Source organism: Campylobacter concisus (assembly GCF_003048535.1).
Taxonomy (GTDB): domain Bacteria; phylum Campylobacterota; class Campylobacteria; order Campylobacterales; family Campylobacteraceae; genus Campylobacter_A; species Campylobacter_A concisus_S.
In genome coordinates, this window is record NZ_PIRQ01000002.1 from 159,124 (window position 1) to 173,167 (window position 14,044).

At 38.0% G+C, this 14,044-nt stretch carries 15 protein-coding genes; 2 read left to right on the forward strand and 13 right to left on the reverse strand.

What is annotated here, in order from left to right; genetic code table 11:
• Positions 1-8: 8 nt before the first annotated feature.
• The 8 genes from CVS93_RS02570 to CVS93_RS02605 are packed head-to-tail and all read right to left on the reverse strand — an operon-like array spanning position 9 to position 5,993.
• Positions 9-440 carry an FxsA family protein gene (locus CVS93_RS02570; protein WP_107686461.1) on the reverse strand — a complete coding sequence of 144 codons (432 nt, stop codon included), beginning with the start codon at positions 438-440 and terminating at the stop codon, positions 9-11.
• Positions 437-2,137, reverse strand: a complete 1,701-nt coding sequence (locus tag CVS93_RS02575; RefSeq protein WP_107686462.1) for a proline--tRNA ligase — start codon at positions 2,135-2,137, stop codon at positions 437-439. Before CVS93_RS02575 ends, CVS93_RS02570 begins: the two co-directional genes overlap by 4 nt.
• Positions 2,127-3,410, reverse strand: coding sequence for a glutamyl-tRNA reductase (gene hemA / locus CVS93_RS02580; RefSeq protein WP_107686463.1), 1,284 nt, complete (start codon positions 3,408-3,410; stop codon positions 2,127-2,129). Before hemA ends, CVS93_RS02575 begins: the two co-directional genes overlap by 11 nt.
• Positions 3,410-4,303, reverse strand: a complete 894-nt coding sequence (locus CVS93_RS02585) for a polyprenyl synthetase family protein (protein WP_107686464.1) — start codon at positions 4,301-4,303, stop codon at positions 3,410-3,412. Before CVS93_RS02585 ends, hemA begins: the two co-directional genes overlap by 1 nt.
• Positions 4,304-4,313: 10 nt before the next feature.
• Entirely contained in the window at positions 4,314-4,745 is a 432-nt protein-coding gene (locus CVS93_RS02590; RefSeq protein WP_107686465.1) for a hypothetical protein, read from the reverse strand.
• Positions 4,738-4,992 (reverse strand): DUF2018 family protein, encoded by a 255-nt coding sequence (locus tag CVS93_RS02595; RefSeq protein WP_107686466.1) that lies wholly within the window; start codon positions 4,990-4,992, stop codon positions 4,738-4,740. Before CVS93_RS02595 ends, CVS93_RS02590 begins: the two co-directional genes overlap by 8 nt.
• A 48-nt stretch (positions 4,993-5,040) precedes the next feature.
• Positions 5,041-5,664, reverse strand: coding sequence for an HAD family hydrolase (locus tag CVS93_RS02600; protein ID WP_107686467.1), 624 nt, complete (start codon positions 5,662-5,664; stop codon positions 5,041-5,043).
• The gene (locus CVS93_RS02605) at positions 5,661-5,993 is read right to left on the reverse strand and encodes a hypothetical protein (RefSeq protein ID WP_107686468.1); all 333 of its coding nucleotides are present in this window, start codon (positions 5,991-5,993) and stop codon (positions 5,661-5,663) included. The genes CVS93_RS02600 and CVS93_RS02605 overlap by 4 nt, the downstream gene beginning before the upstream one ends.
• Positions 5,994-6,098: 105 nt before the next feature.
• Here CVS93_RS02605 and CVS93_RS02610 point away from each other — a divergent pair, with 105 nt between their 5' ends.
• Positions 6,099-7,370 carry an O-acetylhomoserine aminocarboxypropyltransferase/cysteine synthase family protein gene (locus tag CVS93_RS02610; RefSeq protein WP_087584350.1) on the forward strand — a complete coding sequence of 424 codons (1,272 nt, stop codon included), beginning with the start codon at positions 6,099-6,101 and terminating at the stop codon, positions 7,368-7,370.
• 267 nt (positions 7,371-7,637) lie between these two features.
• Here the strand turns inward: CVS93_RS02610 and CVS93_RS02615 are convergent, their stop codons facing one another.
• The 5 genes from CVS93_RS02615 to CVS93_RS02635 all read right to left on the reverse strand — a co-directional run bounded on the left by CVS93_RS02615 (position 7,638) and on the right by CVS93_RS02635 (position 12,989).
• A complete protein-coding gene (locus CVS93_RS02615; protein ID WP_107686469.1) occupies positions 7,638-9,080 on the reverse strand; it encodes a potassium/proton antiporter in 1,443 nt (480 codons plus the stop codon).
• A gap of 20 nt (positions 9,081-9,100) precedes the next feature.
• Positions 9,101-9,538, reverse strand: a complete 438-nt coding sequence (locus CVS93_RS02620) for a hypothetical protein (RefSeq protein ID WP_021090991.1) — start codon at positions 9,536-9,538, stop codon at positions 9,101-9,103.
• Between the two features lie 31 nt (positions 9,539-9,569).
• Entirely contained in the window at positions 9,570-10,811 is a 1,242-nt protein-coding gene (locus CVS93_RS02625) for an ArsS family sensor histidine kinase (protein ID WP_107686470.1), read from the reverse strand.
• Positions 10,811-11,488 carry a response regulator transcription factor gene (locus CVS93_RS02630; RefSeq protein WP_107686471.1) on the reverse strand — a complete coding sequence of 226 codons (678 nt, stop codon included), beginning with the start codon at positions 11,486-11,488 and terminating at the stop codon, positions 10,811-10,813. Before CVS93_RS02630 ends, CVS93_RS02625 begins: the two co-directional genes overlap by 1 nt.
• 97 nt (positions 11,489-11,585) lie before the next feature.
• Positions 11,586-12,989 (reverse strand): Do family serine endopeptidase, encoded by a 1,404-nt coding sequence (locus tag CVS93_RS02635; RefSeq protein WP_107686472.1) that lies wholly within the window; start codon positions 12,987-12,989, stop codon positions 11,586-11,588.
• Positions 12,990-13,144: 155 nt separating this feature from the next.
• Here CVS93_RS02635 and CVS93_RS02640 point away from each other — a divergent pair, with 155 nt between their 5' ends.
• A complete protein-coding gene (locus tag CVS93_RS02640; RefSeq protein WP_107686473.1) occupies positions 13,145-14,041 on the forward strand; it encodes a DnaJ C-terminal domain-containing protein in 897 nt (298 codons plus the stop codon).
• Positions 14,042-14,044: the final 3 nt, after the last annotated feature.

The window sequence follows — 14,044 nt, forward strand, 5'->3', positions numbered from 1 at the left end:
CATCACTCCTAATTTACTCTTTTTGGCTCTTCAACGACCTCAACGTCTATGATCTCGCCCTCATTTTCTCTTGGGGCACGCTCGCTAAAATTTTGAAATTTAAACTCCTGATAACTCTCGTTTTTTGCCACATTTTTCTTAAATATCAAAGAAAAAACGACCACAGCAAGACCAAAAACATCTGTTAAAATTCCTGGCAAAAAGAGCAACACTCCGCCAAAGCTAAGCCCTAACTGACTAAACAAATTTCCGCCAAGAAAGCTTTTAAACGCCACTTGAGGCGAATTTAGACTAGAAAATCCAGCATTAAGAAGAAGTGCGATGCCTACAAATCCAGAGACCAGCACCTCAAGAAAGTAGTTTAAAAAGCCAAATTTATCAACAAAAAGATAGATAAATATCGCTTCTATCAAAAAAAACAAAAATGCAAAAAATCTCATAAGCTTTCTTTTATCTTTTTAAAGGCTTCGTTTGCACCAATCGTTTCTTTGCTTAAACCATCTCTTGTTATGAACTCAACCTTACCATTTGCAAATTCTTTACCTACAAGTAGCGCAAAAGGGAAGCCGATGAGTTCAAAATCATTCATCTTAACGCCAAATCTCTCGTTTCTATCATCTATAATAACGCTAATGCCAGCTTTTTTAAGGCTCTCATAAAGCTCAAATGCAAATTTTACGCCCTCTTCATCTTTTAAATTTGAGATGATGATCTCCACATCAAACGGCGCGCACTCTTTTTTCCAGATGCAGCCCTTCTCGTCGTGGCTAGCCTCTATCATCACAGCGATAAGCCTGCTAATACCAATACCGTAGCAGCCCATCAAAAATGGCTTTGCCTTGCCGTTTTCATCAAGATATGTCGCGTTCATCGCAGCTGAATATTTATCGCCTAGCTGAAAGATATGACCGACTTCTATGCCCTTGCTAAGCTTTAAATTTCCGCCACACTCTGGACATTTATCACCCTCTTTTACCTTTACAAGGTCTTTAAATCTCTCCTCGTTAAACCCGCTAACACTAACGCCGACAAAGTGGTAATCCTTTTCGTTGGCACCACATATCATATTATTTGCGCCTTTTAGCTCGTTGTCTATGTAAAATTTTACATCTTTTAGCCCAACTGGCCCGCAAAATCCAGCCACAAGCCCAGCTTTTATAATCTCTTCTTCGCTAGCATCGACAAGTTCGAGCGCCTTGCAAGCATTTTGTGCCTTTGTCTCTTGAAGCTCGTCATCGCCCCTTACAAAAAAGACCACAACTTCTTCTTTGTCTTCATAAATAGCTTTTTTAATAACAGCTTTTATGCAGTAAAACTCACTAACTTTAAAAAACTCAGCCACACCTTTTATAGTCTTTGTATCTGGTGTTTTAAATTTAGCCGCGTCAGCCTCTGGCGCTTCAGCATCGGTTGTTCTAGCTTTTCTTCTAGCAGCCTCTATATTTGCAGCGTATTTACAAGCCTCACAGCAAAGGATGTCATCTTCGCCATTACTTGCAAGCACCATAAATTCTTTACTGCCGCTACCACCAATAGCTCCACTATCAGCCTCAACGGCTCTGAAATTTAGCCCTAGACGGGTAAAAATTTTGCTGTATGTTGCCTCCATAAGATCAAACTCACGCTTTAGATCCTCTTTGCTAGAGTGAAAACTATAACCATCTTTCATCGTAAATTCGCGGCCTCTTAGCAAGCCAAAGCGCGGTCTTGCTTCGTCACGAAATTTAGTATTTATCTGATATAAATTTAATGGTAGCTGCTTATAGCTAGTCACCTTTCCACGCACCAAAGCAACGGCTGCTTCTTCGTTTGTTGGGCTTAGCACAAAGTCATTTTCTTTTCTGTCTTTAAAGCGCAAAAGTTCCTTACCAAAGACGTTGTAGCGGCCACTTTGTTTCCAAAGCTCGCTTGAAGTAACCACGCTAAAACTCACCTCTAGCGCGCCAGCCTCGTCCATCTCCTCTCGTGCGATACGAGAAATTTTCTCATGCATGATCTTTCCAAGTGGCAGATAGTTGTAAAGCCCTGAGCCTATCTGCTCGACAAATCCACCTCTTATTAAAAATTTATGACTTGGTAAAGAGGCGTCTTTTGGTGCTTCTTTGGTAGTTGGTGCATAAAATTTACTAAATCTCATCTATATCTCCCACTTGAAAATTTTGCTCTTCTTTTATATCAAATAAAAATCTAACTCCATTTGAAAGCTCGTTAGATCTCTCCTCGTCCGCAAGACTTTTTAGCTTCATCGTTGGCTGATGTAAGAAGGCTTTAAAAACTTGATGAATGAGCTTTTGTGCCTCCTCATAGTCACTATGCTTTAAATATCCTTTTTTTATCGCTTTTTCTAGCTCATTTTTAGCGCAAATTTCAGCTTGTTTGCGGATCGATTTTATGAGTGGCACACTCATATCTTCTTTTAAAATTTTTAAAAATTCGCTTGTGCCTTGACCTACGATAGAATAAGCCTTTTGTGCCTGCTCCTCTCTTAGAGCTAAATTTTTCCTTACTATCTCCTCTAAACTATCAACAGTATAGACGCTAATAAATTCTGTATTTATAAGATCAATATCCCTTGGTACTGCAATATCAAAAAAGTATCTGTGAAATTCTCTTGGTTCGATTATGGCGTTTGTGATGATAGCGTGTGGGGCTGCGGTGCTTGAAAATATTAGATCATAATTATTTACATACTCTTTTAATTTTAAAATGCTATCCCAGCTAGCGTTGTCACCAAGGCTATCAACTAGCTGCTCAACACGCTCGGAGCTTCTGTTTATGATGATCACCTCTGCGCCACTTGAGATTAGGTGTTTTGCTGCTAGCTCGCCCATCTCGCCAGCGCCTACGACGATAGCAGTTTTACCTTCAAGTGTGCCAAAAATTTCTTTTGCTTTTGCCACAGCAACGCTTGAAACGGAGATCGGGTTTTTAGAAATTTGAGTTTCGTTTCTAACTTTAGCAGCGCATTTACATGCATAGTGGATTATTTTACTGATTTGTTCGCCGCAAGCTGAGCTATCGTAAGCAAATTTAAAAGCATTTTTTAGCTGGCCAACGATCTGCGTTTCGCCGACGACTAGGCTATCAAGCGAGCTTGCCACAGCAAAGAGGTGATGCACGGCTCCGCTATCTTCATAAATATCAGCCCTCTCATAAAGCTCATCTTCAAAAACACCTGAAAATACAGACATGCATCTAAACGCATGCGTCGTTGCACTTTCTAGATCACTAACGCTTGCAATTATCTCAACGCGGTTACATGTATTTAAAACCATGCATTCGTTTATACTTTTGTTTGATCTTAGTAGTTTTAAAATTTGCTCTTTTTTCTCATCGCTATCAAATGCAAGCTTTTCTCTAACTGAAATATCAGTATTTTTATATGTAAAACTTATATCTAAATAGTGCATTAAAATTCCCTATCTATCATGCTTTTTATGATCCCTTCAAGCTCGGCGTTTTTATACTCTCTTATCGCTTCTATCGCTTCAGTCCCAAGCCTTTTTGCTTCATTTACTGCTTTTTGAAGCGAATTTGTCTTAATAAATTCCTCTTTTAGCCATGAAATTTCGCCAGCATTTAGCTTCTTTGACCAAAGCGATCTAAGCTTTGTCTTACCAGCTTCGTCTAAGCTCTTATAAAGATATATGTAAGGGAGTGTAGTTTTGCCTTCAACGAAGTCATTGAGTGCTGGCTTGCCAAGCGTTTTCTCATCTTGAGTTATGTCTAATATGTCATCCACGATCTGAAAAGCAAGGCCTAAATTTTTGCCATAAATTCCAAATTTCTCGCTATCTTTGCCAGCTAGCTTTGCTCCGCAAATAGCCGTGGCTTCTATCAAAACAGCTGTTTTATAGTAGATCATTTTTAAATATTCTTGCTCGTTTTCATTAAAATTTTCAGCCATTTTCACATCCATCATCTCGCCGATACTTAGCTTGCTGACTGCATCTGAGATGATAGCTGCGATGCTTGAATCAAATTTTGTAAGCTCAAAATAAGCCTTTGAGTAGAGGATGTCGCCCAACATAACCGAGTTTTTACTACCAAAAAGCGCGTTTATGCTTGGCTTGCCTCGTCTTATATTTGCCTCGTCTATGACGTCGTCGTGTAGCAAGCTTGCAAGGTGGATGAGCTCGATGATAGCGCAAAGCTTAAGCGAAATTTCACTCTCGCCTGCGATTTTTAATAGAAGTTTTGAGCGCAGCTTCTTGCCTGAGCTTATCTTTAAAAACATCTCAAACGCCTCTTTGTAGCCAAGCTCGTTTATAAATTTGCTCATTATTTCATCGATTTTATCCATTTTTATCCTTCTATTTATCCTCGTGCGGATCTCTAAAACCCACATCCACACGCTTGCTCTCATCTAGCAGCGCCACCCTAAAATGCGCCTTTTTGTCCCTAAAATCAATAAATGATATATAAAGGCTCACGCTCTCGTTTGGCGGCATAGTAAAGTCAGGCAAAACTCGCTGCATATAGGTGTTTTGTCCTTGTCTTAGCGAAAAGACCATCTGTCTTGGATAGCGCCTAAAAAAGCTTTGCACAGTGATATTTATACTATCAAACAGTGTCCAACGAAAGTCAAATGTCTCGACCCTTTGAGTTCGCTTTTCAGTTATAAAGACCCTAGCCCATTCATCTTTTTTAAGATCAAATGTGTGAATTGCACTTGGGTCAAAATTTGGCTCCTTGGCAAAAATAAGAGCCACAAGCAGGGCCAAAAGTGCAAAAATTCTACTCATTTTGACTTAAAATTTCTCCACTAAGCCCGATATATAGGTCATTTAAACCATTATAAATTTTATCTTGTTCGCTAGCCACAAAATTTGCAACCTCATCTTCACTAATGCCATGCCTCTCGCAAAGCTCGCTAAGAGCCACAAATTTCTCAAAAATTTTATCTATTTCATTTTTTACTAACAAGGCGTTTGCGTTAAACAAAATGTCATAAAATTTATCCCTCGCACTGCCCTCAAATATATCTATCATCGCTGTTTCTTCAAAAATTTCTTAAGATTATAGCCAATTAAAACTAAGTTAGAAATTTAATATTATCTCCCAAGCCTCGCTGACATTTTTAGCATTATAAGTCGCTGTTTTGCTCTCCTCGCCAAATCCCCAGCAAACTTGCACATAAGGCATATTTGCATTTTTGGCCGCCAGCTCGTCTTTTAGGCTATCTCCGACAAAGATCGCCCTGCTAGCTTTAGTTTTACTAACAGCTAGGTGAAGCATCACAGGATCCGGCTTTTGCGGTATCTCCTTGCTAGCGCCGATGACCTCGTCAAATAGCTCATAAATTTCATTTTTCTTTAAAATTTTCTCTAGCGTATCATGCGGTGCGTTACTTGCCAAAACGATCTTAAATTTAGCCTCTTTGCACTTTTGCAAAAGCTCTTTTACGCCATCATAGGTAGTCGCGCACTCATCATAAAATTTCTTAAATTTCTCTTCAAAGCCCTCTTTTAAGCTCTTGCTTGGTGTGTCGATGCCGTAAAACTCAAGGGCCAAATTTCTACCTGGCTCATTGATCGCTTTTATGATAAATTCCTTATCAAGTGGCGCTAAACTTAGCTCATCTCTTACTTCATTTACTGTTTTATATATCGCCTCGCCGCTATCGATCACCGTGCCGTCCATATCAAAAATAACTACTTTCAATCCTCATCCTTAAATTTATTTTTATGCTTTTCTTTTTTATATGTCTTTTGATTTTTTAGCTTATCAAGCAGATTTGCCGCCTTTAAAAGCTCCTCTTTTGGGGCATTTTTGACAAGCAAATTTATAAAATTTTCTAGCGCCTTTGAGTATGGCTGATCAAGATAGACAGCCTCGACTTTTTCGATGACTTTCGCATTTTTCTCCACTCTTTGGCGAAATTCACTCTCGTCAAAGTCATCTCTTTTTAGCCCATTTATCGCTGATTTTGCAAATTTTTCTAGCGCACGAAGGTATTTTACACGCTTAAATTTGTCCGTAACTTGGTTCAAATTTTTCCTTTTTTTGGCAAATTATATCAAAATTTGATTTTATCCCCTAAATTTTGGCTTTGCTAATGTATAATTTACGCCAAAATCACCTTAAAAGGAGCAAAAATGAGGCAAGAAACCGCTGCGATCCACGTAGGCTACGACACACATGAGGGCTTTGGCACGATGGCTGTGCCTATTTTTCAAAGCACGGCTTACGACTTTGGAAGTGCCGAGACTGCGGCTGCTAGGTTCGATCTAAAAGATGGCGGCCACATCTACACAAGGCTTGGCAATCCAACGACAGATATCTTTGAAAAGAGGGTCGCTGCGCTTGAGGGCGGAGCCGCTGCGATAGCGACTGCGAGCGGTCAGTCAGCTTTGTTTTACAGCATCATAAATTTAGCCCAGGCAGGTGATAACATCATCATCGCCAAAAAAATTTATGGCGGCACGACAGTACTTTTTACGCACACACTAAAAAGATTTGGCATAGAGGCCAGAGTCTTTGACAGCGACACGGCTGATGATCTGGAGGACTTGATAGATGATAAAACGAGGGCTATATTTTTTGAAACGCTCTCAAATCCGCAAATTTCTATCCCAAATATAGAAAAAATCGTAGAAATTTCAAACAAATATGGCATCATTAGCATCACCGATAACACCGTGCCAACGCCTATCATCTTTCAGCCACTTCGCCACGGCGTCGATGTTTGTGTGCATAGTGCTAGCAAATATATGAGCGGTCAGGGCCTTAGCCTAGCAGGTGTGGTCGTAAGCGCAAATCACCTAAACGAAAAGCTAAAAGGCAACAAGAGATATGAACATTTTAACGTGCCAGACGCGAGCTATCACGACATCGTCTATGCTGATATGACGGATCGTTTTGACATCTACACACTAAGAATGAGACTAGCTATCGTGCGTGACATCGGTGCTGTAATATCTCCGTTTAACTCTTGGCAGCTTATACAAGGGCTTGAAACGCTTGCGGTTAGGGTTGAGAGGCATTCACAAAATGCGCTAAAAGTGGCTAAATTTCTAAACTCTCACAAGCATGTAAAAAGCGTGGCATACCCAGGACTTGCCGACAACGTAGATCACGCAAAGGCACAAAGATACTTTAAAGACGGCATGGCTAGCGGGTTATTTTGCTTTGAAACTGATAGCTTTGAACGCGCAAAAAAGATGTTAGAGCGCGTAAAACTCTTTAAGATCGTGGTAAATATCGGCGATACAAAGTCGCTCATCACACACCCAGCATCGACAACTCACCAGCAGCTAAGTAGCGAAGAGCTCATCAAAGCTGGCATCACAAAAGAACTGATAAGAGTTAGCATAGGCCTTGAAAATGCCGAGGATCTGATAGCTGATCTGGCTCAAGCCTTAGAATAAACAAATTTCTAGCTCATTTTGGGCTAGAAATTTAAATCATCATTTAGAAGAAATCAATGTAAATTTTTTCATACACTAAAAATGTATCACACTGCAAGTGTTTTGTTAAAAGCCAAGTAGATTTTAAAATTTACGAGCTAGCATATCACGGCTCTAAATTTAGTGCTAAACGAAGTATAGCCTAAATTTAGTAGTCTGCTAAGGCGAGTGAGTAAAGTTTTAAAATTTACAAAGAGAAATAAAATGTGGCAATTTTTATCAAAAATTTTAATACGTTAAATACTTAATTGTATCTTGATAAAGCACTTGATTTTCGCATTGTATCAGTAGCAGGTCATTTTCTTCAAAGATTGTTGAGCCAGTTGGCTTTTGATACTCATTTTTCCGTTTTATTAAGATTATTAAAAACTCAGTTGGAAGCTCAAGCTGAGCCAAATCTTTGCCAATTAGTTTTGAGCCATAGTGGATGGTGTGCTGACGAAGCGTGTAGCTTAGAATCGGAGAGTTTTCTACTAGCTTAGCATCCTCTTGCTCACTCTCTTTGACCTTAAATTTATCGGCCGCAAAGCCAAGCGACATACCCTGTATCAAAATCGAAATCAAAACCATAAAAAATATAATGTTAAAAATCATATTCGCATCACGCACGCCATCGACATAAACATAAGTAGCTAGCACCACTGGCACAACACCTCTTAGTCCGACCCAAGAGATAAAATTTTGCTCATTTATCTTAAATTTTGAAAATGCAAGCGATGCAAAAACACCAAGTGGTCTTGCAAAAAACATAAGCCACAAGGCCAAAACAAGCGCCATTAGTGCCGTTGCTGGAAGCTCGGAGGGATTTACCAAAAGACCAAGTGTTAAAAAGACAACTATTTGCATCGTCCAAGCGATACCGTCATGAAAACCGACTAAATTTTTCTTATGAGAAAACTCTTTTTTATTTATAAAAATTCCAGCTATATAGACAGCCAAATAGCCATTACCGCCAACTTTAAAGCAAAGTGTGTATAAAAGCAATATCCAAGCGATAGAAAAAACTGGATAAAGGCCCCAGCTTTTTAGGCGAAGTCTATTAAAGATAGCTGGCAAAGCAACGCCAAATAAATAGCCCATAGCGATACCTATACCAAACTGCTTAACTAGCGTAATAGCCCATTCAGATGCTGTCGGCGTGGTATTTAGTGAGATCATTTGAACGATCGTCATAGTTAGAAATATCGCCATTGGATCGTTTGAGCCAGATTCAAGTTCAAGCAATGGCGCAATGCTATTTTTAAGTGAAATTTTCTTAGCTCTTAGTATGGCAAATACCGCTGCTGCATCTGTTGAAGAGATAATGGAGCCTAGTAAAAAGGCCTCCGCCCAAGTAAAATCAAGCAGATATTTTGCTACTGGAGCGATAGCTAGCGCGGTTAAGAAAACACCAAGTGTAGCAAGCGCTAAACCTCTACCAAAAATCGGTTTAATCGCTGCAAAATCAGTATCTAGCCCACCAGCGTAAAGTATAAAAATAAGTGCTAGCATGCCGACATTTTGAGCGATTACTTGGTCGTCAAAATTTACGCCAAGCAGCCCATCTGAGCCAGCCAGCATACCAACGCCTAAAAATATTATTAAAGATGGAATTCCAAATTTATCAGAGATCTTACTTAAAAGAATGCTAGTTATAAGCAAAACTGCAAAAAATAGTAGTAAATTCTCCAAACAAACTCCACAAAATTATATTAAATCATGCTTTCAAAAGCTTCAAATTTTTCTTGATTTGAAAGCATTTCAAGTAATACTCCATAGTTATCTTTTATCTCATCTTGAAGCTTAGTAGTAAGCTCTTTAGCGTTTCTTCCGTCTTTTGGATAGCTTACTATCAAATCAATTGGCTCAGCGTTTAAAAACTCTTGAATACCAGATAATAGCTCACTAGCTCCTCTTTCATTTGTTCCATGAAGCACGACTACATAATGCTCATTCTCTCTTACAACAACATCAGTTTGTCTTAAAAATTTTTCAAATAGTTCACTATACTCTTTAGTACTTGGCAAAGAAAAATATATCAAAGATAAATTTTTTGCATAATCTTTTACATTTTTATAACGATTTATAAAAGCTATTTCAAGATCTATTATTGATAAGATATCAACTGGTGAGAAAATTTTTGCTGCCATTTTTAGCCCTCTTTTGTTTATTATGTTTTATTTAAGTCACTATTATATCTTGTAAATTTTCAAAAACAAAGACATTCATTCCGTTTTTATATTCATATCTAAATTTGAGTCCATGAGCATCAAGTATATTGCTAACAATATATAAACCTAGGCCAAAACTCTTTTGCGTATCCTCTCCTTTAATAAATGGCTGGATATAAAAGTCAAGATCATTTTTTAGCCTCTCGCCTTGAGTTATAAATTTCATATGATCCTTGCTAACAACGATATTTACGTGCTTATCAGTTGAGTATTTTATGCCATTATCTATCATATTTTTTATAGCGACCGAAAATAACTTGAAATCAACAAGCACCCTAACCTCATCAAGCTCACTGATACCAACACACTCTTTTTCTACCATTGCTATATCGATGGCCTCATCGATGAGATCTCTCATAAAACATGGCGTTTTATTGCTAAGTCCTATTTTTGATGTTATCTGCTCGATCGCCGCAAGCTCGTTTATCAAATTTTCAAGCTTGTGAAAGACCGAGATTAGCCTCTCTTGATTTTTACTTTTTTCTATCATTTGAGCGGCGATTAGCCCTTTTGTGATAGGAGTTTTTAGCTCGTGCATTATGTTTCTTAAAAAAAGATGCCTTGAGTCATTAAGCGCCTTGATCTGACAAACCGCCTCATAAAATGCTTCAGAAACTTCAGAAATTTCATCCTTGCCGTTGCCAACATTTTGTACGCCATCAAGCTCACCATTTGCAAATTTCACGATCTGACGCTTTAGCTTTCTAAGCGGCTTTATTTTATAGATGACAAAAATGTAAGCACCTAGCAAAATGACTGCAACTACCAGAAAAACAGCCTTTATCACCTCGTATCTGTAAGGCTGAAATTCTTTATCCATTAAAAGTTTTAGCTCGTCTAAATGCTCAATCCTTAAGTAGTGGTGCTTGCCATAAAGCAAGATCGCACTTGAACCTAGATCGCTTGAAATTTCTTCTAAAACGGTCGCTTGCTTTAAAATTTCATCTTTTCTCTTCTCGTCTTTGATCTCTGGCATATCGATGTTTGAAAGCTGGCGGTCGTACTGAGCTTTATTTATGATGCCACCCATATAAAATAAATTTGTCCTAGCAACGTTTGAGTATTTGTTATTTAGCTCTCTTGTATAGTTTTGCTTATCAAAGCCCATGAGCCATAAAAAAGCTAGAAATATCGAAACGAGCGCAAGGGCAAAGATAAAAGTTATGGTTATAAAAATAGACGATCTTGGCATCAAAGAACCAATTTATAGCCGATACCGCGGATCGCGTGGATGTATTTTGGCTCTTTTGGATTTTCATTTAATTTTTGGCGAATCCTACCGATGATGACATCTATACTTTTGTTTGAGCTATCTTCATTTATGCTCTCGCAATTGTAGATGAGCTCCTCTCTAGTAACCGCTCCGCCCTCTTTTAAAAGTAGGTATTTTAAGATGTCGTATTCTGCGGCAGTTAAATTTAGCACGTTTCCTTTAAATAAAATTTCACGCTCAAATTCTTTTAAAACTAGGTCTTTATTTAAATTTCTCGCCTCATTTGCTGGGGTGATACTCTGCCTTCTTAGATGACTTTTGATACGAGCCAAAAGCTCTTGTGGGTCATATGGCTTTGGCAAATAATCATCCGCTCCGTTATCAAGAGCATTTACCTTATCTGTTATATCATGTCTTGCACTTGATATGATAATAGGAATATTGTGATTTTTCCTGATCTCTTTACAAACTTCCAATCCATCCATACCAGGCAATGTAAGATCTAGTATAACTAGGTCAAATTTACTTGTATTTAGCGTAGATAGTCCGATATATGGCTCTTCAGCAGTTACTACTTCAATATCGTAGTTTTCTAGATATTCAGTTAAAATTTCAGCAAGCTCCATATCATCTTCTATCATTAAAATTCTAGTCATGATCTTTCCTGTTGTAAATTTATTTTTAAGGATTATAGCAGATTAAGGTTTTAAAAATTTAAAAGGGCTAAGAGCTGAAATTTCAGCTCTTAGGTGGTTATTTTATAACGAGGCCTTGTATGATACCGCCGCGATTTATCCACACTAGTGTCTTTTTGCCTTTTGTATTTTTGACCGTATTTGCAAATGTTTGAAGATCTTTTATGCTCTCTTCACCAACTTGAACGATCACATCACCTCTTTCAAATCCAAAGTCTTCAGCTTTTGAGCCTGATTTTACATCAGTTACTAGCACGCCTTGAGTATCTGGGCTGATTTTGTATTTATATCTCATCTCATCGCTTAGATTACTAACGCTAAGTCCTTCGATTATAATGCTTTTGGCTATGTCTTTTGAATTGTGATCAGCGTTTGCAAGCTTGATTTTTGCATTCATTATTTTATTTGATCGCTCGTAAGTTATATCAACACTACTATTTGGAGTTAGTGAACCGATAAAATTTTTAAGATCATTTGCATTTTTTATAGCTTTATCGTTAGCTGATATGACCAAATCGCCTCTTTTTAGTCCAGCTTCATCTGCTGGCATGCCTTGCTCTACGCCACTTATTAAAGCACCTTCTTTATTTGTGTAAAGCTCTTTTTGCTCATCTGTTAAATTTGCAATCGTAACGCCGATAAAGCCACGCTCGATCTTGCCATCAGTTATCAGCTTTTTAGCGATATCTTTTACCATATTTGATGGGATCGCAAAGCCAATACCGTTATTGCCACCACTTTTTGAAAGTATGGCTGAGTTTATTCCGACCAAATAGCCCCTGCTATCAACCAAAGCTCCACCTGAATTGCCAGGATTTATCGAAGCATCTGTTTGGATGAAATTTTCATATTGATTAAGGCCGATATTATCTTTATTTAGTCCTGAAATGATACCTTGAGTGATACTTTCACCAACGCCAAATGGATTACCTATTGCAAATACGACATCTGCATCAAGTAGCTTTGACGAGTCTGCAAAAGTGATCGCATTTAGTCCGTTTGCTTCTATCTTTACGACGGCTAGATCGGTTTTTGGATCACTTCCTATTAGCTTTGCTTTATACTCTTTGCCGCCATTTGCAAGAGTTACGACTATTTGATCACTATCTTCTATAACGTGGTTGTTTGTAACGATGTAGCCATCATTTGAGATAATAACTCCAGAACCAAGTGAAGTAGTTTTTTCTTTTTCTTTTGGTTTTGCAAAGTTAAATCCAAAAAATTCATTGAAGAAAGGGTCGTTAAACATCTGCTCAATACCAGCGTTATTTACCGTTTTTGTAGTTGAGATATTTACAACTGAAAGCTTTGCCTGAGCGATCGAGTCATAATAAGAAAGTACGCTATTTTTATCGCTAAGTGGCGAGACTCTCGTGATATTAGAGTTAGCTTCATTAATTTTAATATCAGTCCCCACTAAAAAAGAAGCTGTTACTAATGAAATTAGCACAATCTTTTTCATTTTTTTCCTTTAAACTAAAAATTTTTGCAAATTATAAATATAGTGAAAAAATAAAATCTTAACACTTTTTCTTGTTATTAAACAAAAATAAACTTGACTTGCATAGACTAAAGCTTTGTGATATAATCCGTATCAAAAAAATATAAGGAGAATATATGAGTGAAAGCTTGTATGAGACTTTAGGGGTTTCAAAGGGTGCCTCAAGCGACGAGATAAAAAAAGCTTATAGAAAACTTGCCAGAAAATATCACCCAGACATCAATAAAGACCCTGGAGCAGAAGATAAATTTAAAGAGATAAATGCTGCTTATGAAATTTTAAGCGACGATAAAAAACGAGCTCAATACGACCAGTACGGCGATACTATGTTTGGCGGTCAAAATTTCCACGACTTTGCTAGTAATTCAGCCGATATGGGCGATCTAAATGAAATTTTAAAGAATATCTTCTCAGGTGGCTTTGGTAGCGGTGGAGCTAAATTTAGCAGCGGATTTGGTAGTAATTTTGGAGGATTTGACGGATTTAGTAGTGGTGGATTTGGCTTTAGCGGAGCTGATCTAGACGTAAATGCAAAAATTTCCATACCATTTGACGTAGCTGTAACTGGTGGCGAACATAAGATAAATTTTAATGGCGAAAGCATTAAGATAAAAATTCCAAGTGGCATAGAAGGCGGCGAGAAGCTTCGTGTAAAAGGCAAAGGTAAAAACGCTGGTGGTCAAAAAGGCGACCTCATACTTGCCATTAGCGTTGAGCCAAGCGACGAATATGCAAGAGTCGGAGACGATCTTTATAAAGATATAGAAATTCCACTAAAAACTATGCTTTTTGGCGGAAAAGTCAATGTGCATACTTACAAAAAAGATGTCACGATCAAGATCGCTGAGAACTCAAAAACGGGCACAAAAATCCGCCTAAAAGGATATGGTGTGCAAAATAGAAAGAGCGGAATTTATGGAGACCTTTACTTAAAAGCCAGGGTAAAACTTCCAAATATCAGTGAGCTTGATGAAGGCTTAGTAAAAGAGTTAAAAGAAAAATTACCGGAGTAAAAA